We start from the raw sequence: 24,399 nt of genomic DNA on the forward strand, positions 1-24,399 counted from the left end.
ATCGGCACACTCAGTTCTTCTGCGTGTGCCTTTTTAAAAGGCATTCTAATTTATTCCTTATCCAACACTTCTTTTTTCTCGATAAGGTATGAAATGAATAGGCCTAACCCGCCGCAAATGGATATTAAGCCAAAGTAAATAGCAACATTTTCGTCTTCGTCGCCCGTTAAAATTGTGCGAGTTAATATGTTAGCTAAAAACAACCCGGTGCCGGCACCCATCATTAATAGCCCCCATTTCAGGTACCTATAGGGTGCTGGTTGCGCTTTATAACTCCGGGGATCCATGCCTCGTTCAATCATCGCCATTTTTTCTTTGTTACCGAGGTAAACTATGCCAAATATCATTGCTAATAAGCTGATTGCTACTAATGTTAATGCTAATGCTGGTGCCATAATTTGTATTTAATAATGTGTTATAATTTTGTTATTTATCAAACCACCTGTACAGTGTATTTGCAAGCTATGACCACATCAATTTAAAGCAGGTTACACCCAATTTTAAAAAAAATTCTAAATTTTAAATTCCAAATGCTACTTGCGCCATTTGCTAAATACATATGCCGCAGCAATATTATTTTCAATAAATACGAATGATCTTTATTGGCTAATATAAACTAAATTTAAAAAAGCTGTAACCTGGCTTTGCCAGCCTGCGTCAGAGTAGTTGTTATACATGCAACACAAGCCAACCGATATTGAACTTATAACGCGAAGCCTTGCAGGCGATCAGGCAGCTTATGCCGAACTGATCAAACGGTACCAGCGCTTTGTGTTTACCCTTGCGCTGCGCTTTGCAAAAAACCGCGAAGACGCAGAGGAGATTGCGCAGGACTGCTTTGTTAAAGCATACCGCAGTCTGCAAAATTTTCAGGGTCAGGCAAAGTTCAGTACCTGGCTTTATAGTATAGTATATACCACGGCCATGACGCATTTGCGCAAAAAAAGGATAGCGACGGACTCCATTGACGATGAAAGTACATTTATCCAGATTGAGCAAAAACCGTCAGGCTATGACAGTAATAATGCGGAGAACCGGTCGCGGTCGTTTTATTTAAATATGGCTATTGAGCAGCTTTTACCTGATGATGCCGCCGTTATAACTTTATTTTACAAAGGCGAGCAGTCGTTAGAAGAAATTGCCTTAGCTCTAAACATGGAAGCTAACGCGGTGAAGGTTAAACTATTCAGGGCGCGACAGCGTTTAAAAGATAAACTGGAGCGTCTGTTAAAGCACGAAGCAAAGGAGTTGATATGAACAGTATAGAAGAAAAATTGTGGAGCTATATTGATGGCACCTGCACCCCGGCAGAGCGGGACGCTATTGCCCGCCTTATTGAGCAGGACGAGGTTTATCGCCGTAAATATAATGAGCTTTTAGCGCTGAATGCCGAGTTTAGCAACATTGAGCTTGATGAACCGCCGATGGCCTTTACCTTTAACGTAATGGAACAGATACGCGCCGAGCAGGCTTTAAAACCGTTAAAGGCTACTATTGACCAGCGAATAATAAAGGGTATTGCCGCTTTCTTCATCGTAACTATATCGGCAATAATACTTTATGCGTTGTTTAGCGTTAACTGGAGCATGAGTAATATTGAATGGAAACTGCCGAATTTTAAAATGCCGCAAATTCAGGTATCCGGGTTGCTGAACAGTGGTGTTATCAAAGCCTTTTTATTTTTCGACGCTGTATTGTGCTTATACCTGGCCGATTATCTTTTGCGCCGCAAACGCACTGCGAAAACAGCTTAAATGACTTGCGACTGTACAAAAATGCTGACACATTGTGCACATGAATACACACTAACGAGCACAAAAAACAAAAAAAGCATGTTCTGACAACTAAAACAGCACAATATCATTTTGGTACAGTAATTGTTATAACATAACCGAACTGGTAAACTTACCGGTTTAATTGTGATAAGGTTTAGGTTGAAAGTCCCCCGGAGCAAGTCTGGGGGGCTTTTTATTTTTATATTCACGCTGCTGTGATTAAACCTTCATTTACTTTTCATTTCTAATACATACCTTAGTTGGCAACTTTTGCGTTAATCACAATATCATTTATTAATTCGCCACCATGAAATTTATATCGGCTTGCATAGCTACGTTTGTATTAATTACGTGTTTTAACATCAGTTTAAAGGCTCAGCAACAGCCCCGCATACCCGAAGCCAGTTCTACGCAAACTATTATACAGGATTTTGGCCTGGGTAAAATCACGCTTACTTACTCCCGCCCTAACGTTAAGGACCGTAAAATATTCGGTGGCATACAACCCTTTGGCCAGGTTTGGCGCACTGGCGCTAACTGGGCTACAACCATTAGTTTTACCGAGGAGGTGCTGGTTGAAGGCAACAAAGTGCCCGCAGGTACTTATTCCCTGTTCACTATACCCGGAGAAAAGGAATGGACAGTAATACTGAACAAAACGGTTAAACAGTGGGGCGCCTACGATTATAAACAGGAAGATGACCTGGTGCGATTCAAAGTGCCAATGATCGCGTTAAAAGAAAAACGTGAGACTTTTACGGTTGCCTTCGCCAATGTGAACACCAAAAATGCCGACCTGTATTTATTATGGGGTTATACTGCCATAGCCATAAAGCTGCAAACAAATGATAACGCGAAAATTCTTGCAAATATTGATAAGTTGATGATGAGCGCCAAAAAGCCATACTTCAATGCTATACAATATTATTACGAGAATGATCAGGATCTGAACAAGGCTTTGAAATGGGTTTATGAAGCGCAAAAAGCGGAGCCTAAAGCGCCCTGGTTTAAACTTTGGGAAGCGCGAATATTACTAAAACAGGGCAAAAAGGACGCCGCTATAAAAGCCGCTAAACAAGGTATAGCATATGCCGAAAGCGCTAATGATGATGAATACGTAAGGCTTAACCAGGGTGTTTTGGATCAGGCAACAAAGCAATAAGCATTAATTATAGAATAACTTTTAGCCATAAACAAAATCTATATCCTATAAATATTTCATATTTTGATTAGGGAGCCAATAAGGCTACATTTGCATCAAAATAAAAACATCAAATATGATAACCATAGGACAGAAATTCCCTGCATTTTCTAAAACAGCAGTAGTTAGCCTTGAAAAAGGTAAAGAGTTTGAAACATTAACTTCTGACTATCTTGTTAATGATGATAACGTATGGACTGTGATTTTCTGGTGGCCAAAAGACTTTACTTTTGTTTGCCCTACCGAGATTGCTGAGTTCAATAAAAACTACGGCGAATTTCGTGACCGCGAAACCCGTTTGATCGGTGCTTCAACCGACTCTGAGTTTGTTCACCATGCCTGGAGAATGAACCACGACGATTTGCGTGACCTTAAATTCCCGATGCTTGCCGATACCTCAAAATCATTAGCTGAAGACCTGGGTATTTTAGAACCTAACGAAAAAATCGCTTACCGCGCTACTTTTATTATTGACCCTACCGGCATTGTACGTTGGGTATGTGTTAACGACCTGAACGTAGGCCGTAACGTAAAAGAAGTACTGCGTGTACTTGACGGTTTGCAAACTGACGAACTTTGCCCTTGTAACTGGGAAAAAGGTCAGGAAACCCTTACAGCGTAACACACTGACACTACATAATGTCCCCGCACTATCGTTAGGAATAATGCGGGGATTTTTTTGACCCTATAAATTCATAACACCATGAGCGAAAGCACCGAAATAATCAATGAATTATTACAGACTGTAGGCCTGGAAACAGGTTACCGTACCGAAAGCCTTATCCTACTTGAAAAGGGCGAATCACGCTACCTACGCGATTTAAAATTAAACTTTACCAGCACCCTTACCAGCGACCACTTAAGCACCAAAGAGTGTGGTTTAATTGGCTTGAGCATTGCCGCTAATAACAATAACACCCCGCTTATAAAGTATTACACCCAATACAGTGAGCAGCAAGGCGCAACCGATGCCGAAATTGCCGAAGCTGTTGGCTGTGCATCATTATTAGCATCAAACAATGTGTTTTACCGTTTCAGGCACTTTACCCAAAAGGAAAAATACACCCAGATACCTGCCCGCATACGTATGCAGCTGATGATGAAACCTGTAACCGGTAAAGAGTTTTTTGAGTTGTTGAGCCTTGCTGTATCAGCAGTAAACGGTTGCGAAATGTGTGTTAACGCGCACGAGGATTCGCTGATTAAACTCGGTACAACAGAGGAGCGTATTTTTGACGCGGTACGTATTGCTTCACTTGTTACAGCAACCGGTAAAATAATATTTTAAGCGTTAAGCCAGTTAATCAAACAAAAATGCCGCGAATTTTAGGTTCGCGGCATTTTTATTTTACAAACTGTTTTGTGCATAAAATAAATTTGTGTTTCTAGCGAAAAAAACTAATTTTATGGCAAGATTAAACTAACCTCGGTTTCATTATATACTTGCGACTGTGCTGCTGGGGTGAAATTAATTTAATTGTTAATTTTTTGGGGAAGCCGTTCCGTATTTAAGTACAGGAACGGCTTTTGTTTTTAGTTCACCTTGTTTAGTGCGCATCCGTTGCGGCCTTCAACTTTTTAAAGGGCTGTAAGTATAGCAACGGTATCGAGAACAGCATGATCAAACCTGATATCCAGTAAGCATCATCATACGTTAATAACATGGTTTGCCGTATTACTGTGCCTTCAATTGCCCGGTACGCCATCTCCGTAGCATCGAGCATTGATTTACCTTTGGCCATAAAGCCTTGTGTAAGCATCTGCAAACGCTCGTTAAATTGTGGGTTGTACTGGTTAATGTTCTCCAGCAACGTACTACGGTGAAAACCCTGCCTGATGTGTATAATAGTGGTTAAGGCCGCGATACCAAACGAACCACCCAACTGGCGCATCATGTTATTCAAGCCTGACCCTTGGCCAATTTCAGGACCTTTCAAATCGGCCATAGCCAGTGTGGTTAACGGCACAAATAATAAGGCCATACCCACACCACGTATCAGTAATGGTATCATTACATCCTTTTCGCCTGTAGCAAGGGTAGAGTTGCTCAGCATCCAGGTAAATACAAAGAACAGGAACATACCCACAGTAGCCATAAATTGGGCAGGTACGCCTTTGTTAAGCATTTTACCTATAAACGGCATCATTACAATGGTGCATACACCGCCCGGAAACAACAGCTCGCCCGTTTGCTGTGCATTGAAACCGAGCAAATTTTGGCAAAACACCGGGAACACGAATACCGAACCGTATAAACCAAAACCTAATATAAAGGAGGTAAACATCCCCACGGCAAAACTTCGATGCCGCATAATGTTGAAGTTCACCACCGGGTGGTCAGTACTTAGCTCGCGCCATACAAACAGTATGGCGCCCAATATTGCGGTTACGGTAAGTACGGTTATATACGTTGTAGCAAACCAATCCTCGCTCTCACCCTTCTCCAAAATAGTTTGCAAGCTACCTACTGATATGGCAAGGAGCAATATACCCCACCAGTCCACCGGCCGGCCGACGACCTTGGGCGTTTCCTTAATGTAAGTTATCGTCAGGAAGGCCGCCAATGCACCTACCGGAATGTTTACATAAAATATCCAGGGCCATGAGTAATTTTCAGTGATCCAGCCGCCAATGGTCGGGCCAACTGTTGGTCCTACTACCGCGCCTAAACCAAACAGAGCTGTTGCGGTACCTATTTGTTCACGTGGCCACGTTTCTATTAAAATAGCCTGTGCTGTTGATATCAAACCACCACCTGCAATACCCTGTAATATACGGAAGGCGATCAGCTCGTTCAGCGTAGTTGCATTACCACATAAAAACGATGCGATGGTAAACACAATGATTGATGTAAGAAAATAGTTTTTACGGCCAAACGTATCGCCCAGCCAGCCCGACATGGGCAGTACAATTACGTTGGCCACCGCATAGCCGGTTACTACCCAGGCTATATCCTCAAGCGTAGCACCCAGGTTACCCTGAATGTGCGGGATAGCCACGTTCACAATCGTGGTATCTATCAGCTCAAGCAGCGAGGCCATAATTACCGTAATGGTAATTATCCATTTTTTAAAGCCTGTTTCAGCCATGGTTTATTATTTTATATTAACCGAAGCATTCACGCTCATGCCGGGGCGCAGTTTGGCTAATTGTTCAGGAGTTGCGTTTATTTTAATTTTAACCGGTACGCGTTGTACAACCTTTACAAAGTTACCTGTAGCATTATCCGGTGGCAGTAATGAGAATTTAGCGCCTGTAGCGGGGGAGAAGTTGTACACTGTACCTTCCAGTTCCATATCCGGGTAAGCATCAACCTCAATATTTACTTTTTGGCCATTGCGGATGTCGTTTAACTGAGTTTCTTTAAAGTTAGCGGTAACATACAAGCTGTTATCATTCACAATAGCGAACAGGGTTTGCCCCGGCTGCACTAGTTGCCCCACCTGTACATTCTTTTTGGCAGCAGTACCACTTGCCGGCGATTTTACCTGGGCGTAGCTTAATTGCAGCTTGGCATAATCAATATCAACCTGGCGCTGATCAACACCGCTGTTGGTAACCTTTAACTGGTTACGTGTAGTACCCACTTGTTGCGAAGCGGCTTTGTACTGCTCCTGAGCGGCACGGTATGTAGCACGGGCAACATCAAGGTCTGATTTCGCCTGATCAAATTGTTGTTGTGTAACTGATCCGTCTTTTACCAGGTTGGCATAACGCTGATAATCCTTCTGCACTTTCTCTAACCTTGCAGCGGCTGATGTTACTTCGGCCTTAGCGCTGGCTGAGTTTGCAGCGGTTGAGAATATCTGCGATTCGCTTACGCCAATGCCTGCGCTTGCACCTTTTTGGGCCGCCTGCGCCTGCTCTAAACGTACTTTAAGATCACGGTCATCTATCTTAACCAGTAGCTGACCTTTGTTAACGTGGGTATTCTCCTCAAACAAAATGCTGTCAACATAGCCGCCAACTCTGGCCACAACCGGGCTGATGTCGGCATCTATCTGCGCGTCATCAGTATCCTCATGTGCGCTGAAATAGATATATTCTTTGATACCGAATATGATACCGCCAAGTAATACAATGCCTAAAATAATAGGTACTACTTTCGATTTCTTTTTAGGTTCTTGGATTTCTGTATTCTGTTCCATTTTTTTGGGTGGTGTTATATTATTTGTTTAGTGTTCCGGTTGATTTAAGGAGCGTATAATAAGCAAGGCTTGCATCGGCTTTAGCCAGTTCCAGGTTAATTTGCGCCTGGTAAAGCAAGGTTTGCGCGTCGGCACGGTCAACAGCCGAAGCGATGTTGCTGCGGTATTTTGATTGTAAGATCTTATTGTTCTCACCCGCCTGGGCTATTGATGTTTGCAGCAGCTTTATTTTTGAAAGTGCCGCCACATATCCCTGGTAGCTTTGGTTAACCTCGTTCTTAATACGATCGATTTCAAGGCTTTTATTGATATCTACCTGCGTACGTTGAATTTTAGCTTCGGCTACTTTATGTTTGTTGGTCCACAGCGCGCCAAAGTTCCATGAAGCGGTAAGGCCGACTGATATAGGGGTAATAAAATTACCCGAACGAGGAAGCGGATTAGCAGCCACATCAACATAATACGCGCTTGCCGCCGCATTAAGGTTTGGCAACAGGTTACCTTTGATAGAGCCGATATTTTTATCAGCTACCTGAGCCTGCAGGTCGGCCTGTTTTAATTCGGGGCGATTGCTGATGGCTGTATCAATATAACTGGCCAACATATTTACCGCGCGTTGCGTAGTATCAATCTGGTCTATCTTGATCTCGGTAGTTTCGGGCAAGCCAAGTAGTATATCAAGGTTATAGTTAACAATCTTGCGGTTGTTTTCCAGATCGATGCCATTCAGTTCAATATTTGAACGTTGCAATTGAAACTGCAACACATCATTCTTGGTAACCAGGCCCTGCTCAAAAAAGCGTTGTGATTGTTTAATCTGCTGATCAACGGTAGTTAAGTTTTGCTCTACTACTTTTTTGCTTTGCAATACCTTATACAGGTTGTAGTAAGAGTTGATGATGTTATAAACGATCTGATCCTTATCGTTCACTTCATCCAAACGCGCTATCTGGCTTAACAATTCAGTCGACTCACGTGCGTATTTTAGCTTGTTGCCCGAGAAGATGGTTTGATTAAGCGAGGCGATACCCAACCATGCGTCGGCATGTTTTGGCAGCGAAAGGCTTTCCTCGCCAAATTGCAGGCGGTTTGCCGGTATTTGCGCGCGGTTGTAACCAAAGCTTACATTACCGGTAGGCAATGACTGATCTTTAGCCTGGTTGTATTGTTCTACAGCCTGATCAATTTTTGATTTTGATAGTTTTAACTGTTTACTGTTGGCTACGCCCAGGTTTATAGCCTCATCGAGCGTTAGCACTTTCTCCTGTGCGTTTGCCGTGGTTGATATCAGCAGGGCCAGCAGTGCCGCAAAGATGGCATAAACAAAAAGCTGCCGGTGTAAAAAGTGCGGGTTGGTGGTGTTGTTATGTGTTGTCATTTTATGAGTAAGTAGGCATTAAGTAGTTGTTTAAGGTATTTTTTTATGCGAGGCTTAAGTTCATTTTCCATGTACTCGGCATCATTAACATCGTGCTTAAGCAATTTTGATGCTACATGCGGACTATTGGTGATATAATTTTTTGTGCCGAAGATGGTAGCGATAGCCAACTCGATATCGGTGTCATGATGAAAGAGGCCGGTGGAGATACCTTCTTCAAAAATGCGCTTGAACTCATTTACGTTGTTCATGATAATATCGCTCAGCTTATCGGTGAGCTCACCGCGGCGCCCAAGCCACATTTCACGGTTCATCAGCCTTGAAAAGCAGCTGTTTATCACTACCTTATCAATAAAGCTGTCAATACATTTTTCGAGCTTGTGCAGCGCATTCATGCTTTCGTCGTTCCCTATGTTATTGATCAGGGTGCGAAAGTGCTCAATTTTACGCTCGAACACGGCCAGGAATAATCCTTCCTTTGATCCGAAATAATAATTAAGCATGGCCATATTCACACCGGCTTCGCCGGAGATCATCCGGGTAGAAGCGGCATCATAACCCACATCGGCGAAAACCCTTTCGGCTACGTCGAGTATATGATCTTTCTTATCGGTTTTTTCCTTTTCCATGTTTTTGATGGCACAAAATTAATCAAGCGATTGATTAAATAATGTAATCAAATTGTAAACTAACAATAACTAATTGATTTTCAATAATATAAAATTAATCAATCGATTAATTAATTAAAATTTGACATGAATTTTAACATGATTGTTATGGTTATCAATATAAAAGCTGTACATCTTTATATATTTTTACCGCCATGAAGAGAATTCTTTTATCTGCCTCATTACTATTATTATCTATATATAGCTATTCGCAATCATCCCCCTCGACTAACGTTGCCTCCATTGAGCAAAATTTGCAAGGATTGAATACACTGGGCAGTGTGTTGTACGTAGCCGCGCATCCTGATGATGAGAACACCCGCCTTTTAGCCTGGCTGGCGCGCGAAAAGCATTACCGTACGGGTTACCTCTCGTTAACCCGCGGAGATGGCGGCCAAAACCTGATCGGCACAGAGCAAGGTGAACTGTTGGGATTGGTACGCACACAGGAATTACTGGCGGCACGCCGTTACGATGGCGCCGAACAATTTTTTACCCGCGCTAATGACTTCGGCTTCTCAAAAACTCCCGAAGAAACGCTGAAGATATGGGACAAGGAAAAAGTGTTGGGCGATGTGGTTTGGGTAATCCGAAAATTCAGGCCGGATGTGATGATCTGCCGTTTTCCTACCACCGGCGAGGGCGGGCACGGGCATCATACCACCTCGGCTATATTGGCGCAAGAGGCGTTCGCAGCCGCCGCCGACCCGAAACGTTTCCCTGAACAATTAAAATACGTGCAGGTATGGCAAGCCAAACGCCTGCTTTGGAATACCTTTAACTTTGGCAATACCAACACCATTAACCCTAACCAGTTTAAGGTGGATGCGGGCGCTTACAATGTATTTATGGGTAAAAGCTATGGCGAAATTGCCGCTCAAAGCCGCTCGAACCATAAATCGCAGGGCTTTGGCGCGGCAAGTCAGCGCGGCGAGTCGTTTGAATACTTTAAAACCATTGCAGGCGAAGCGCCAAAACGCAACTTACTTGATGGTGTTGATACTACCTGGGCACGCGTAAAAGCACCTGCCGAAATAAATACAGCCATCACGGCCATCCAAAAAAACTTTAACCCGGTACATCCGGAATTATCCGTAAACGCACTGGTTGACCTGTTAGTACGGGTTGAGGGTATAAGCGATGCTTACTGGCGTAACGAGAAAGTAAAGCAGGTTAAACATTTGATAGCTGCCTGCTCAGGCCTTTGGTTTGAAAGCTACGCTACCGACCCAACCTTCGCTGTGGGCGACAGCATGGGCGTTATCAACCAGTTTATCATCCGTAACCCTGTGCAGGTTACTTCTGTAGCCATTGATAACGGACGTATGCGTAGTGTAAGCACCGGCATACGCACGCCTAATTTACCTGTCAATGAGCTGCGCACCGTAGCTTTTGATGCGGTAAAGAACCGTATTCCGTTTAAATCAACTTCGCAGCCTTACTGGTTGGCTACCGATCATGGCATTGGTTTATACACTTTGCCGAATGATACGCTTGCCGGTAATCCTGAAAATCCGAATATACCAGCGGTTAGCTTTGAGTTCACCATAAATAATAAAAAGATCAGGTATGATTCGCCGGTTATATACAAATACACCGATCCGGTGCGAGGCGAGGTTTATCAGCCCGTTGAGGTAGTTCCGCCGGTTACGGCCAATGTTGAAAATCCGGTTTACCTGTTCAGCGGGCAGCAGCCGCAGCAGGTGCGCATAAAACTTAAAAACTTTACGCCGGACGGTGAGGGCACCGTAAGCATAAAACCGGTTACCGGCTGGACTATCAGCCCTGAAAAATTTGACTTTGTAGATAAAAAACTAAACGACGAGTGGTCGGTAACATTTACTATTACACCAACAAGTGCCGATCCTGTTGTGAGCAAGCTACAGGCTGTGGTTAACACAGGGGGTAAAGAATGGTCGTTAGGTTTGCACCGTATAAAATATGATCATATCCCAAACATCACGCTATTCCCGAAAGCTGAAGCGAGATTGGTTAACCTAGACATAAAAACAGCCGGAAAAAACATTGCCTACCTGCCAGGCGCTGGCGATAAAATACCCGAAGCGTTAAAGCAATTAGGCTATAACGTGCATATTTTAACAGAGGATGAAGTAATGAACTCCGACCTGGCGGTGTATGATGCAATTATAACCGGTGTACGCTCATTTAACGTAAATCCGCGCCTGGTTTTTGAGCAGCCCCGACTGCTGGATTATGTAAAAAACGGTGGCAACCTAGTAGTACAATACAATACGGCAGGCCGCATGGTTACAGACAGCATTGGCCCCTATCCTTTTGATGTGGTTAACCAACGTGTAACCGAGGAGGACGCCAAAGTAACGTTTGCAGATCCGGCCAACCCCGTGCTAAATTATCCTAACAAAATAACCACTGCGGATTTTGATGGCTGGATACAGGAACGCGGCCTTTACTTTGCCGCCGGTATTGATAAGCGCTACAGCGCACCGTTATTGATGAACGATACCAAAATGTCGCCCAACAAAGGCTCTCTTATTACGGCTGATTATGGCAAGGGCAGGTTTGTATATACTTCACTATCATTCTTTCGGGAGTTACCTGCCGGGGTGCCGGGCGCGTACAGACTGTTTATCAACCTGTTAAGCAAGCCCCAACCACCGGCGCAACAACCTTAACAGCTGTATCAAAACCGAACGATTATTGTATCGTATGCGAACAAATGAATGCCGATAAAACATATTTAAAAACCTCATTATCAGATAAATAAACAAAAGGCACAGCGTATGCAGTTTTAAAATAGCTCAACAACACAATCATCCTAACCATGATAAAAAGCTATTTTAAAACCGCATGGCGTAACCTCTGGAAAAGTAAGTTCTTTTCGGCCATAAACATCGTAGGTTTATCAATTGGCATGGCAGCGTGCATTGCTATTATGCTTTTTGTTTTTTATGAAAAGAGCTTTGATAGCTTTCATACTAAAAACATATATCGCTTAAGCGAAGTCCAGAAATTTCCGGGCATGGCAGCCTCTCAAAAGGTGGCGCTTTCCATGGCGCCAATGGGTCGAAGCTTAAAAAACGATTATCCCGAAATAAAAAATTATACCCGTGTAAGATGGACTAACAAGTACCAGCTTACCAGTCAGTCAAAAAAATTGTTTATTCAGCAAGGCGTATTGGTTGATTCAACTTTTCTGGAGATATTTAATTTTCCGTTAGTTAAGGGCGATAAACGCACAGCGCTTGAAAAACCGAACAGCGTATTGCTTACGCAACAAACGGCCCAAAAGTTATTTGGCGATGATGACCCGATAGGCAAAACCATTACCCACTACGGATCGGACACGGTGAGTTACGCGGTTACCGGCATATTAGCCGATGTTCCGCAAAATTCGCAGTTGCAATTTGAATGTGTGTTTAGCCTGAGTAGCATGTACAAGCAATGGCAGGGCAGGATGAATAGCTGGGGCGGCAATTGGCTCAACACATATGTAGAACTCGCTCCGGGTACTGATGTTGCCAACCTACAGCGTAAAATGCCGGCTTTTCTTAAAAAATATATGGGCGATGGCGAAGGCTGGAAATATTATGAGCTTTTTTATACGCCGCTAAAGGATGTACATGCCTCAACTACCGACGTTGGGCTGGATTATCTAAACTACCAAAAATTCGATGGTAAATCAACCAATCTGTTTGCGCTTATCGCTGTAGTAGTGCTTATAATTGCCTGCGTAAATTTCATGAACCTCACCACCGCGCGCTCTGCCGAGCGATCGAAGGAAGTGGGGATCCGCAAATCCATCGGCGCGCAGCGTAACCAGTTGGCCGCTCAGTTTTTAGGCGAAACTGTAATGCTGTCTCTGCTGGCATTGGTGCTTGCCCTTATTATGGCAAAGCTAAGCCTGCCATTTATAAATCAGCTTAGTCAGCGTAATCTGGAATTATCCTTATTTACTAATCCAGAACTATTATTAGCTATTACCGGGTTAGCGGTTTTAGTAGGATTATTATCGGGATTATACCCGGCGTTATTCCTTTCCTCTTTTCAACCGGTTAAGGTGCTCAAGGGTGTTATGTCCTCATCAGGGCAAAGTAAGGCGGGTTTACGCAACGCGTTGGTAGTGGGCCAGTTTGGCAGCGCGGTGTTTTTAATGATTGCCACTGTTTTTGTGGTGAAACAACTGCGCTATATGCAGCAGCGCGATCCCGGTTTTAACCGCGAGCAAATTGTGACCATCCCGCTTGATAATGTTACCAGTCAAAAATACGATCAGCTGAAGCAGCACCTATCTGGCAATACCGCTATTGCGGATATTACCGGCGCACAGGATGTATTGGGTAGCCACATGGATCAATCGGGCGTGCAATATAAACCCGCAAACGGCGCCATGCGCGAACTGGCTACCACCAGGCTCATTGTCGATAATAACTTCCTCGACCTTTACAATATTAAGCTGGTTGCGGGCAAAAACTTTAGTACCGAAGGCTATGGCAGGGAGTATATCATTAATGAGGCCCTGGCCAAAGAACTTTTGAAGGACACGCCAAAGGCAAAACCAAGCTCCCTACTCGGTCAGCAATTCGGGTTCGATTCGCTGGGTGTGATCACCGGTATCGCTAAAGATTTCAATTTTAACTCGATGCACCATAAAATTGAAACCATGTTTATGTTCAATGTTAAAGAGTGGGGCTACAGCCGGATGTCAGTAAAGATCAATCCGGGCAAAACTGCCGAGGCGCTTACTTTGATCAAGACCAAATGGGCAAAACTCTTCCCCGATCAGCCTTTTGAGTACCAGTTTGTAGATGAGCATTTTAGGGAGGTTTACCGTGCGGACGCGCAGGTAAGCCAGGTAGTAAGTATATTAACCGGGCTGGCCATTTTCATATCCTGCCTTGGCCTGCTGGGCCTTGCCTCCTACTCCGCCGAAAAGCGCATTAAGGAGATCGGCGTACGCAAGGTGTTAGGCGCGTCGGTACAAAATATTGTGCTGCTGCTATCAGGCCATTTCCTGAAACTGGTTTTATTGGCCAACATTATTGCCTGGCCACTGGCCTGGTATGCCATGCACAACTGGCTCGAAGATTTTGCCTTCCGCATCAATATTGAATGGTATGTTTTTGCTGTAGTAGCATTGCTTTCGGTTATTATAGCGCTGGTAACCATCAGCTTTCAATCGATAAAAGCAGCTATTGCCAACCCGATAAAAAGCCTGCGTACCGAGTAGATGTAAAACATTGTAAACTATTGCGGGTTAAACGCATGGTAAAGGTTAATTAATGTTGCCAATGAAAATATAATCGATATTTTTGCGGGTAAACAAACGGAGATAAAATATTATGTCACATCATCACCACTCACATAAACAAGAGGAAGAAGCAAAAAAGAACGACTACATCTATTTTGTTGTAGCACTGATCAGCGGCATGTTTGTTGGCGCTATTGTTGACAGAGGCCTGATCTATATTCCGGTAGGTGGTGTTTTAGGTTTATTAACCGCCGCGCTGTTTATAAAATTCCTGGTTAGAGGCCGTGAAAACGTCTGATAACGACGGACTACCCTCCTTTATAGGTAACTGGAACCAGTTTTACATCTTGGTAGGTGTTTGGCTGGTTCTTCTTATTTCTGTATTTTGGCTCACTACCAAAATATTTGAATGAGTTTTACCGACTGGATAGTACTTGCCGTTACCCTGCTTGCCATTATTGGCTATGGCCTGTGGAAAAGCGGCAGTAATAAAAATGTCGACCAGTTTTTAGTAGGCAACCGCTCGTTGCCATGGTACGCCGTAGGGCTTTCGGTAATGGCTACACAGGCCAGTGCTATCACCTTTCTTTCAGCACCCGGGCAGGCTTATAGCGACGGGATGCGCTTTGTGCAATTCTACTTCGGGCTGCCCTTGGCCATGATCGTGCTGTGCATCACCTTTGTACCCATATTTCACCGCCTGAAAGTTTATACCGCTTACGAGTACCTGGAGCAACGGTTTGACCTGAAAACACGCGTGCTTACCTCGTTCCTGTTCCTAATACAACGCGGCCTTTCAACGGGTATTACCATTTACGCACCGTCCATCATCCTGTCAACCATTTTACATATCGATACCACCTACACTACCCTGGCCATAGGCGGACTGGTTATTTTTTATACGGTTTATGGTGGCACCAAGGCGGTATCGTACACCCAGATGCTGCAAATGAGCATTATATTTTTAGGGATGTTTTTTGCCGGGGTGATGGTAGTAAAGCTACTGCCTGAAAATGTAAGCTTTGTTGACGCGCTGAAACTAAGCGGCAAACTTGGCCGCATGAACGTGATTGACTGGAAGTTTGACCCAGACAATAGCTATAATGTATGGAGCGGTTTGATCGGCGGTTTCTTTTTACAGCTCTCTTATTTTGGTACCGACCAAAGCCAGGTAGGCCGGTATTTAACCGGCAGTTCGGTAGCGCAAAGCCGCATAGGTTTGATTATGAATGGATTGATCAAGATACCTATGCAGTTTTTGATATTGCTTATCGGCGTGCTGGTATTTGCTTTTTACCAGTTTAATAAACCACCGGTATTTTTTAACAGTTACGAGGTTGACCGTATAAAAAGCAGCAGCTATGCACCACTATATACTGCTATTGAGCAGCAACACGCCCGGGTGTTTGAAAAGCGCAAAGCTGCCGCGCAAAACCTGGTATCGGCTTTTGATGGCGATGATGCCGGTAAGCTGGCCGCCGCGAAAACCGAATTAAAAAAAGCGGATGCAGATGCCGGCAAGCTACGCCGGCAGGCCGTGGCGCTAATGAAAAAGAATAATGCCACCGCCGATGTTAATGATACCAACTATGTTTTTTTAAGCTTTGTTACCCGCTACCTGCCGCATGGATTGATCGGCTTATTGATCGCCATTGTGTTTTTAGCTTCGATGGGCTCAACGGCCAGCGCGCTAAACTCGCTGGCATCAACCAGTGTGGTTGATATTTATAAGCGGGTAATTAACCCCACGGCAAGCGACAGGAATTACCTGAACGCCTCGCGCCTGGCAACCGTGATCTGGGGTGTGGCCAGCATCGGCATGGCGCTGTATGCCAGCAAGCTTGGCAACCTACTGGAGGCGGTAAACCAGTTAGGCTCTTATTTGTACGGTACTATATTAGGCGTTTTTGTGGTGGCCTTTTACTTTAAACGTATTAAAGGCCCGGCGGTATTTTGGGCAGCAATAATTACCGAGGCCATTATATGCCTGATGGGCTATTACCAGGTGGTTGCATATTTATGGTTGAACGCAATAGGGTGTTTGACAGTGGTGGCGATTGCGATGGTATTTGATTTATTTAAAAGATCACAACCCACTACTTAAAAAAAAGCGCCTGCATTATTAATACAGGCGCTTATATCACATTAAATAATTTATACTACCAAAAAATACTGTACAAGGCTACCAGTATGCCACCTATCAGTACAGCACCGGCAGTGAATGCCCTTGAGGTACGGAACATAGATGATTCAATTTCCAATCCGTTAGTTTTAACACCTTTGGCTGCATCAATTTTTGAGATGATGTACATACCGATGATACAAATAAGGAATACGAAGCCCATACGGTCAAGGAAAGGTATCTCGTACACGCCGGTACCATTATCTTTTGAAAAGCCGTAAGGCGCCATGAACGAAAGATCAGTCCATTGCGGTAAGAATTTGAATATTACCGAAAAGATAAAACCCCCGATAGTGGAGAATAATGCCGCGTTCGATGTCGCTTTTTTCCAGAAAAAGCCGAGGATGAACATGGCGAAAATACCTGGAGATACAAAGCCGGTATATTCCTGGATGTACTGGAAGCCCTGCTTGCCTTCGCCCATCAGCGCATCGCCGATCAGGAGTGATAATATCACACCCAATACCATAGACACTACTACCGACCATTTACCTAATGATACCAGTTGTTTATCCGTGGCGTCAGGCTTGATGGCTTTTTTGTAAATATCCAACGTAAAGATGGTAGCGATACTGTTGGCTTTGCCAGCCAATGAAGCCACTATAGCCGCAGTCAATGCCGCGAACGACAGGCCTTTTAATCCTGATGGCAATAAGTTCAGCAATGATGGATAAGCCTTGTTTACGTCAATCACACCTTTAGCGCTCAGCATTTCCTGCTGGAACATACCTTTTTGGTAAAGGTAATAAGCCGCTATACCCGGCAACACCACGATAACCGGCATTAACAGTTTAAGAAATGCCGCGAACAGCAAACCGCCACGTGCTGTATTAAGGTTAGCACCTAATGCACGCTGCGTGATATACTGGTTACAACCCCAATAATTAAGGTTTACGATCCACATACCGCCGATTAATACAGATAGGCCCGGCAAATCCATATAGTTTGAATTTTCCTTATTGAATATCATGTGGAAGTGATCGTTCACCTCGGTATGCAATACGCTTAAACCACCCAATATACCGGTAGTGCCCGATATATTGTTGATTTGCCCGATAGCCAGGTATGTTGCTACCACACCACCTAATATCAATACAAAAACTTGTATAACATCGGTATAACCAATTACCTTCATACCACCCAGGGTAATAATGATGGAGAATACCGCTAACAAACCGATACACAACTCCAGGTTTAAGCCTGAGATACCGCTAACCGCAAGTGCGCCCAGGTAAAGGATAGACATGAGGTTTACTACGATATACAGCAACAGCCAGAACACAGCCATAATCATGGCAACCGTACCGTTATACCGCTGGTGCAAAAACTGCGGCATGGTAAATATTTTATTACGCAGGTAAACCGGGATAAAGAATATAGCCACAATAATAAGCGTTGCAGCTGCCATCCACTCGTAAGTTGAAATGGCCAAACCCATTTTAAAGCCCGAACCACTCATACCGATGAACTGCTCGGCCGAAATATTAGAGGCGATCAACGAAGCGCCAATCGCCCACCATGTAAGTGATCCTTCGGCCAAAAAGTAGTCTTTTGAAGTCGCATCAGCGTTATGCTTGCGCTTGTATACCCAAAATCCGTACAGCGATACGATAATCAGGTACACAAAAAACACGGTGTAGTCACCGGTAGAAAGTGTTTTCATTATTTATTTTTAGGTTTAATATGTCTGTTTGACAATTATAGTTTATAATTATTGGTTTGGCAATAGCATAAACAATTTGTTGTTCAAATTTTTCAAGTTCATAAATATAAGCGCGCAATGTTAACAAATACACCAATCATAAATTTATTACAAAAAAAAGCCCCCGTTTTTACGGAGGCTTTGCAAAGCTTACATACCGGCGTTACAGGATGAACTTTGTACTTAAAAAATTGGAGTCGTTATCATGTACAATTTCGTTGATGATCTGCTTGTTGGTATCATTCAGTTTAGTAGCTACCAGCGAGCGGATGGAGAACGAGCGCAAGGCATCATGTACGGATAATGTACCCTCCGCACTATCCTTACGGCCGGTAAAAGGGAATACATCCGGCCCGCGCTGGCATTGGGCGTTGATGTTAACACGGCTCACCAGGTTCACAAAGGGATCTATTAATGAGGATATCTCCCTGGCATCGTTACTAAAAATACTTACCTGCATACCATGCGGCGAATCAATCTGGTACTGTATCGGTTCTTCTATCGACTCGTACGGCACCACCGGTATCACCGGACCAAACTGCTCCTCACGGTACAGCTTCATCTTATCATTCACCGGGTAAATTACCGCCGGAAACACAAATGATTCGGATGTTACGCCACCGTTCTCATTCATTACCCTGGCACCGTTGGCGGCTGCATCATCAATGCACTCCTTCAGGTAATCAGGCTTATGCGGCTCGGGCAGCGGGGTTATCTTTACATCCTTTTCCCAAGGCAGGCCTATTTTAAGGTTAGATACGCTCTCGCCAAGCAAACGTAAAAACTCATCGGCCACCTCTTTATGTACAAATATCATTTTAATAGCGGTACAGCGCTGCCCGTTAAAAGATAATGAGCCTAATATACACTCGCTCACGGCCAGTTTCAGGTCGGCATGTTTGGTAACAATGGCGGCGTTCTTGGCATCCAAACTTAAAACAGCACGTAGACGGTTAATTTTAGGATGGCTCTTTTTTAAACCGTTTGCTACCTTGCTTGAGCCAATAAAGGCCAGCACATTGATCTTGCCGGTTTGCATCAGTCCGGGCGTAACATCAGCACCACGGCCATAGATCGTATTCACTACTCCCTTCGGAAAAGCTTCCTGGAAAGCCCTTAACAGCGGGTAGTGCAACAGCGTGCCGTGTTTAGGCGGTTTAAACAGCAGGGTATTGCCCATAATCAACGCCGGTATCAGCGTGGTAAAGGTTTCGTTAAGCGGATAGTTAAATGGCCCCATGCAAAGCACCACACCTATAGGCGAGCGGCGTATCTGGGCGATGATGCCTTCGGCCATTTCAAAGCGCGACGACTGGCGGTCGATATCCTTCAACCCATCGATAGTAGCGTTGATGTATTCCACCGTGCGGTCAAACTCCTTGGCCGAGTCGGCGTATGATTTGCCGATCTCCCACATCAGCAGTTTAACCACCAGCGTGCGCTGCTCAATCATTTTGTACACAAATTTCTCCATGCACTTAATACGTTGGTCAAGGCTCATGGTGGGCCATTCACCACGGCCATTGTCATAAGCGGCGATGGCCGCATCAAGGGCTTCCATGGCTTCCTTTTCGGTACAAACCGGGTAGGTGCCAATTAATTTACGCTTAAGTCCGTTGGGAGTTGGGAGGCAAACAGGCGAGTACACTTCGGTAACATCGCCATCCCAAGGCTTCATTTCGCCATTGCTGAGGTATTCACGCTGATGCACTTCCTCAATCCTGAACTCGTCAGGTATCTGGCTTTCATCAACAAAAAGTGAACGGAGCTGATCTTGAAAACTCATGGTGTGTTGTTTAGTTGTTTTATCATTAGATGCTCAACCGCACATAATCGCTTTCACTTAACGCAAGGTAAAAATTAATAAGCTTACATTTACGCGCCACTTGCAACTTTATATTGACATGATAAAAGCCATAATATTTGATTTAGGCGGCGTTTTGATCGACTGGAACCCACGCCTTTTGTACCGCAAGATATTCAGTAACGAAGAGCAGATAACCTACTTTTTGGATAACGTTTGCACCCCCGACTGGAACGAGGAACAGGATGCCGGCCGCAGCCTGGCAGATGGTACCGAACTGCTGGTAAAGCAACACCCCGACCACGAAGCTAACATACGCGCCTTTTATGGCCGGTGGACGGAAATGCTTGGCGGCGAGATAAAAGGAACCGTTGAGTTGTTCAATCAGCTAAGAAATGATGAGCGGTATAAGCTATACGCCCTCACCAACTGGAGCGCCGAAACCTTTGTGAGTGCCGAACAGGAATACCCTTTTTTAAAACAGTTTGATGGTGTAGTAGTATCAGGCGTTGAGAAAACAAGGAAACCGCACCCTGAATTTTACAATATTTTATTGAACAGGTATAATTTAAAAGCCGATGAAACCGTATTTATAGATGATAACCTGCGCAATGTTAAGGCAGCTGTTGACCTGGGGATAGACGGCATACAATTTACCTCGGCAGAGGATTTAAAAAGGGAACTAAAAGAAAGAGCCATACTTTGAGGTACGGCTCTCTCTGTTTTGTGTTATAAGTGGTATCGCAAATTTACCCCCAGCACCCTTGATGATATACCGAATAACACATAGTTGGTGTACGCGGCGCGTGGCACGTAAGTAAATGCTACCTCATACCGTTTGGCTATTACGGCCCCGGCTTGTAAGGGAAAATTTGCCCAATAACTTTCTAACTTGTAAGGAACGACCAAGTACGATGCGGTGTTATTATCCGCATAAAAACGATTGTTTTTGTAAAACGAAAAATTCAGGCCAATGCCTGCCGACGCAAACAACCGTACCGCCTCGTCGCTGTAAAAGCTAAAAAGAGCCTGCGGAGTTAACGATGCGTTATATTGCTCAAACTGGTAGAACTGCCTGTTTTTAGCCCCGGTATATAATGGGTCAATCCCGGAAAAAGTGGGCTTATTGTATGAAAACGACACTTCTGCCCTTAATATTAACTTTTTAGTGACAACGTTATTAAAAATATCCACGCCCGCGTGTATCCTTGGCGAAAAGCTATTAACCGTACCCGCCGCTGTAAACTGGTTATCGCCTACGAAACGGTTTTGTGATACTACACCGCCCAGCCCTACAAAAAACTGGTGCCCGCCGGTAGATTTATGAACACGTTTACCATCGCCGTTCATTTTTTCGAAAACCCGGACCAGGTCATCCCGCCGGTAGTTCAGCCTGTCAAAATCAGCAAGGCGCACGCTTCCTTCACCATATTTTTTTTGTAGCTCAAAAACCTGCGAAATGTAAACCGGCAAAGTTCGTATGGTTGTCCCGTCTTCGTAATAATTATAGTAAACCAGTTCGACAGGAGCCTGATTGGCTTCCTTAAAAAAGAAGCTGCGTTTGTTATCCTTGAATTTATCATATAACGAAACCTTCGACCCGCTGATCAGCTCATGCAAAAAAACGGTATCAGTGCTTGTTGTAGTGTCCCGATAGTTATCCATATCAGGAAACACATTTTTGTTGTTGCTAACACGCCCTATATAGGCCAGGTACGCATAATCGCCGGCGGCAAAACTTTTAATGGTAAGCGGAGTGTATTTAGTTTCTTCCCTGTCTGCCTGGCTTTTTTTAAAACTTATAGACTGCGGATTAGTGTCCCACTCCTTTACATTAATATAGCCTTTAACCGTATCGCCGTTAATTTGAATAACGTAACCCTCTCGATAATTGGATTGGGCAATACAAATCACAGGGCATATTAACGTCGCTAAAATTGTAACTAAGGTTTTCATTGTTTATTTTAAGATTCAGGTTAGTTGATTGCGTATCTGATAGTAAGCGCGGTAGTCGACATTTTAAGGCCGGTAAGCTGTTCGGCATTAATGCGGTGAGGTATAGTATAACTCAATGCTGCCTCAACTTTTTTGTTTAAAATTACCCCAAGCTGCAAAGGCATCATAACTATAAATTTTGAAAGCTCATAAGTTGGATAATAAGCCGAGCCATTTAATATCGCCTCGTCGCTTACGCCGTTTTTAGTGTAATTGTTATAGCTGAAGGCTACGCCGCCTCCAACATTTATTTTTACCTTATTGGCATTGTAAAGGTTATATATTACCTGCGGCGCCAAGCTAATAAAATTCCGCTTGATTTGATACACCTGGGTTTCGGGCTGATTAGCGGCGTTAAGCGCATTGCGAAAAGCCTCGCCCTGCAAAAACTCCGCGCTAAGTTCAGCCCTGAATATTATTTTTTGGGTAACCGGATTATTAAAGAAATTCAACCCGGTAACAATTTTAAGTCCCGGTTTTGAAGATACGTCATCAAACACTATTGATGAAACCGTTCTGAAAGTAGTTCGGGCCAGCACTACCCCTGCGCCAACATAAAATTGGGCTGTTGGTTGCCTGTTCGCTCCTTTAACTTCCTTTTGGCCGTTTATTTTACGCACCAGGCGCAACAGGTCATGCTCGTTGTAAGCTGTTTTTTCAATATCCTGCAAGTTGTAGGTGCCCCAATCCGGATGCTGACGCGTAAGATTTAACAACTGCTGAACGTAAAACTTTTCATCACGCAAAACATTACTGCCATGTAGCGATGCCTCTTCGTTGTTATCACTATAGTAATAGCGGTAGTAATTTAGTTCAACAGGCTGCGCGCCGGCTGCTTTGTAAAAGAAGCGGGGTTTTATGTTATCTGCAAGCGCGTATAACGATAACTTGTCGCCATTATCGAGCTCTTTCAAAAAAACATTGGCCAGCCTGGTGGTTGTGTCCCGATCCTTGTCAACGTTTGGAAATTGGTTACGGTTATTACTGATACGGCCTGAGTAACTGATATAATTAAAATCGGGCTGCACATAAAAACCGCGCATATCAGCAGGATTGTAGCGTTGCAATGCACCGTCTGCAGCTTTAAAATCAATATACTCAGGGTTAATAGTCCACTCCCTGAGATCTATCTTTCCGCGGATGGTATCGCCATTATTTTTAATTACATAACCATCCTTGAAGTTTGATTGCGCAAGCAAAGTAAATGGCATTAACATGCCGAGCAATAAGGCGTAGATTTTCATTAAATTATGTAAGGTTTAGATCAAATAGTAAGATAAATCAATTAAAATATAGCCTCGGCAATGCGCTTTGTAGGGCCAGGGTTACCCATGGTATAAAAGTGCAGTACCGGCGCACCAAAGTTAACCAATTCTTTGCATTGGTTTATCATCCATTCAATACCCACATCTTTTACATCCTTTTCGTCTTTACAACCTTGTATGGCATCCACCAAATCTTCGGGCATATCAATAAAGAATGTTTTTGAAAGACTCACCAATTGCTTTGACGCGGTGATAGGTTTCAGTCCCGGAATGATCGGTACGTTTATACCATGCTCGCGGCACTTGTTCACAAACTCAAAATATTTTTTATTGTCAAAAAACATTTGCGTTACAATGAACTCCGCCCCCATATCTACTTTTTGTTTCAGGTATTGAAAGTCAGATTTAAGGTTAGGTGCCTCAAAGTGTTTTTCGGGATAACCAGCCACGCCGATGCAAAAGTCGGTACGTGCAATGTCGCCATAATCTTCGTGCAGGTATTTGCCGTTGTTCATGTCAACCACCTGTTGCAGCAACTCTGTAGCGTAACAATGGCCGTTGGGTGTAGGTACAAACGCCGCATCGCCACGGCGGGCATCACCACGTAAAACCAGTACGTTATCAATGCCTAAAAACTGAAGGTCAATCAGCGCGTTCTCGGTTTCATCCTTAGTAAAACCACCACAAAGCATGTGGGGCACAGTATCAACCTTATACTTGTTCATGATAGCCGCGCAAATGGCTATGGTACCCGGGCGTTTGCGATAACTTAGCTTTTCGAGCAGGCCGTTATCATGCTGTTTATAGATATAATCTTCGCGCAGCGAGGTAACATCAATAAACGGTGGGTTAAACTCCATCAACGGATCGATGGCGTTATAGATACCCTGTATACTTTGCCCCTTTAAGGGCGGTATCAACTCAAATGAAAAAAGTGTTTTGCCGTTGGCATTTTTAATATGTTCGGTGATCTTCATGGAGCCCCTACCCCTAAAGGGGGATTTTTTGGATATAGATTCTGTTAGTTGTCAAATATAATATAAAGCTCCCT

20 protein-coding genes are annotated in these 24,399 nt (G+C 44.0%); 10 read left to right on the forward strand and 10 right to left on the reverse strand.

Going from position 1 to position 24,399, the window contains the following annotated elements:
• Window positions 1–50: 50 nt before the first annotated feature.
• Window positions 51–395 (reverse strand): DUF6249 domain-containing protein, encoded by a 345-nt coding sequence (locus ABD960_RS15735; protein WP_345332224.1) that lies wholly within the window; start codon window positions 393–395, stop codon window positions 51–53.
• A gap of 280 nt (window positions 396–675) precedes the next feature.
• Between ABD960_RS15735 and ABD960_RS15740 the strand changes: the two genes are divergently transcribed.
• From ABD960_RS15740 to ABD960_RS15760, 5 genes are all read left to right on the forward strand, one after another.
• A complete protein-coding gene (locus tag ABD960_RS15740; protein WP_345332226.1) occupies window positions 676–1,257 on the forward strand; it encodes an RNA polymerase sigma factor in 582 nt (193 codons plus the stop codon).
• On the forward strand, window positions 1,254–1,754 hold the full coding sequence (locus ABD960_RS15745) for an anti-sigma factor family protein (RefSeq protein ID WP_345332228.1): 501 nt from the start codon (window positions 1,254–1,256) through the stop codon (window positions 1,752–1,754). Before ABD960_RS15740 ends, ABD960_RS15745 begins: the two co-directional genes overlap by 4 nt.
• A 328-nt stretch (window positions 1,755–2,082) precedes the next feature.
• Window positions 2,083–2,937, forward strand: coding sequence for a DUF2911 domain-containing protein (locus ABD960_RS15750; protein WP_345332230.1), 855 nt, complete (start codon window positions 2,083–2,085; stop codon window positions 2,935–2,937).
• Between the two features lie 115 nt (window positions 2,938–3,052).
• A complete protein-coding gene (locus tag ABD960_RS15755) occupies window positions 3,053–3,598 on the forward strand; it encodes a peroxiredoxin (RefSeq protein WP_345332232.1) in 546 nt (181 codons plus the stop codon).
• Between the two features lie 81 nt (window positions 3,599–3,679).
• Window positions 3,680–4,264 carry a carboxymuconolactone decarboxylase family protein gene (locus tag ABD960_RS15760; RefSeq protein ID WP_345332234.1) on the forward strand — a complete coding sequence of 195 codons (585 nt, stop codon included), beginning with the start codon at window positions 3,680–3,682 and terminating at the stop codon, window positions 4,262–4,264.
• Between the two features lie 259 nt (window positions 4,265–4,523).
• Here ABD960_RS15760 and ABD960_RS15765 read toward each other — a convergent pair whose 3' ends face one another.
• The 4 genes from ABD960_RS15765 to ABD960_RS15780 are packed head-to-tail and all read right to left on the reverse strand — an operon-like array spanning window position 4,524 to window position 9,131.
• Entirely contained in the window at window positions 4,524–6,065 is a 1,542-nt protein-coding gene (locus tag ABD960_RS15765; RefSeq protein ID WP_345332236.1) for a DHA2 family efflux MFS transporter permease subunit, read from the reverse strand.
• Between the two features lie 6 nt (window positions 6,066–6,071).
• Window positions 6,072–7,124, reverse strand: coding sequence for an HlyD family secretion protein (locus ABD960_RS15770; protein ID WP_345332238.1), 1,053 nt, complete (start codon window positions 7,122–7,124; stop codon window positions 6,072–6,074).
• Window positions 7,125–7,143: 19 nt separating this feature from the next.
• Window positions 7,144–8,502, reverse strand: coding sequence for a TolC family protein (locus ABD960_RS15775; RefSeq protein WP_345332240.1), 1,359 nt, complete (start codon window positions 8,500–8,502; stop codon window positions 7,144–7,146).
• A complete protein-coding gene (locus tag ABD960_RS15780; RefSeq protein WP_345332242.1) occupies window positions 8,499–9,131 on the reverse strand; it encodes a TetR/AcrR family transcriptional regulator in 633 nt (210 codons plus the stop codon). The genes ABD960_RS15775 and ABD960_RS15780 overlap by 4 nt, the downstream gene beginning before the upstream one ends.
• Window positions 9,132–9,325: 194 nt before the next feature.
• Here ABD960_RS15780 and ABD960_RS15785 point away from each other — a divergent pair, with 194 nt between their 5' ends.
• The 4 genes from ABD960_RS15785 to ABD960_RS15800 all read left to right on the forward strand — a co-directional run bounded on the left by ABD960_RS15785 (window position 9,326) and on the right by ABD960_RS15800 (window position 16,504).
• Window positions 9,326–11,824, forward strand: a complete 2,499-nt coding sequence (locus ABD960_RS15785) for a PIG-L family deacetylase (protein WP_345332244.1) — start codon at window positions 9,326–9,328, stop codon at window positions 11,822–11,824.
• Window positions 11,825–11,973: 149 nt separating this feature from the next.
• Window positions 11,974–14,379: an ABC transporter permease gene (locus ABD960_RS15790; protein ID WP_345332246.1), complete on the forward strand. Its 2,406-nt coding sequence runs from the start codon at window positions 11,974–11,976 to the stop codon at window positions 14,377–14,379.
• Between the two features lie 112 nt (window positions 14,380–14,491).
• Complete coding sequence (locus ABD960_RS15795) at window positions 14,492–14,698, forward strand: hypothetical protein (protein WP_345332248.1); 207 nt, start codon at window positions 14,492–14,494, stop codon at window positions 14,696–14,698.
• A gap of 111 nt (window positions 14,699–14,809) precedes the next feature.
• Window positions 14,810–16,504: a sodium:solute symporter family transporter gene (locus ABD960_RS15800; protein ID WP_345332250.1), complete on the forward strand. Its 1,695-nt coding sequence runs from the start codon at window positions 14,810–14,812 to the stop codon at window positions 16,502–16,504.
• Window positions 16,505–16,559: 55 nt separating this feature from the next.
• Here ABD960_RS15800 and ABD960_RS15805 read toward each other — a convergent pair whose 3' ends face one another.
• Window positions 16,560–18,245 (reverse strand): sodium:solute symporter family transporter, encoded by a 1,686-nt coding sequence (locus ABD960_RS15805; RefSeq protein WP_345332252.1) that lies wholly within the window; start codon window positions 18,243–18,245, stop codon window positions 16,560–16,562.
• 202 nt (window positions 18,246–18,447) lie between these two features.
• The gene (locus ABD960_RS15810; RefSeq protein WP_345332254.1) at window positions 18,448–20,070 is read right to left on the reverse strand and encodes an NADP-dependent glyceraldehyde-3-phosphate dehydrogenase; all 1,623 of its coding nucleotides are present in this window, start codon (window positions 20,068–20,070) and stop codon (window positions 18,448–18,450) included.
• Window positions 20,071–20,188: 118 nt separating this feature from the next.
• On the opposite strand from ABD960_RS15810, the gene ABD960_RS15815 reads away from it, so the two are divergent.
• Window positions 20,189–20,794: an HAD family hydrolase gene (locus ABD960_RS15815; RefSeq protein WP_345332256.1), complete on the forward strand. Its 606-nt coding sequence runs from the start codon at window positions 20,189–20,191 to the stop codon at window positions 20,792–20,794.
• Window positions 20,795–20,817: 23 nt separating this feature from the next.
• On the opposite strand, the gene ABD960_RS15820 is transcribed toward ABD960_RS15815, so the two are convergent.
• From ABD960_RS15820 to metF, 3 genes are read right to left on the reverse strand one after another with little or no spacing between them, the layout of a single operon-like run.
• The gene (locus ABD960_RS15820) at window positions 20,818–22,044 is read right to left on the reverse strand and encodes a hypothetical protein (RefSeq protein WP_345332258.1); all 1,227 of its coding nucleotides are present in this window, start codon (window positions 22,042–22,044) and stop codon (window positions 20,818–20,820) included.
• Between the two features lie 20 nt (window positions 22,045–22,064).
• The gene (locus tag ABD960_RS15825) at window positions 22,065–23,327 is read right to left on the reverse strand and encodes a hypothetical protein (protein ID WP_345332260.1); all 1,263 of its coding nucleotides are present in this window, start codon (window positions 23,325–23,327) and stop codon (window positions 22,065–22,067) included.
• Between the two features lie 41 nt (window positions 23,328–23,368).
• Window positions 23,369–24,325: a methylenetetrahydrofolate reductase [NAD(P)H] gene (gene metF, locus ABD960_RS15830; protein ID WP_345332262.1), complete on the reverse strand. Its 957-nt coding sequence runs from the start codon at window positions 24,323–24,325 to the stop codon at window positions 23,369–23,371.
• Between the last annotated feature and the right edge of the window lie 74 nt (window positions 24,326–24,399).

Origin of the sequence: Mucilaginibacter defluvii (assembly GCF_039543225.1) — a bacterium.
Classification (GTDB): Bacteria; Bacteroidota; Bacteroidia; order Sphingobacteriales; family Sphingobacteriaceae; genus Mucilaginibacter; species Mucilaginibacter defluvii.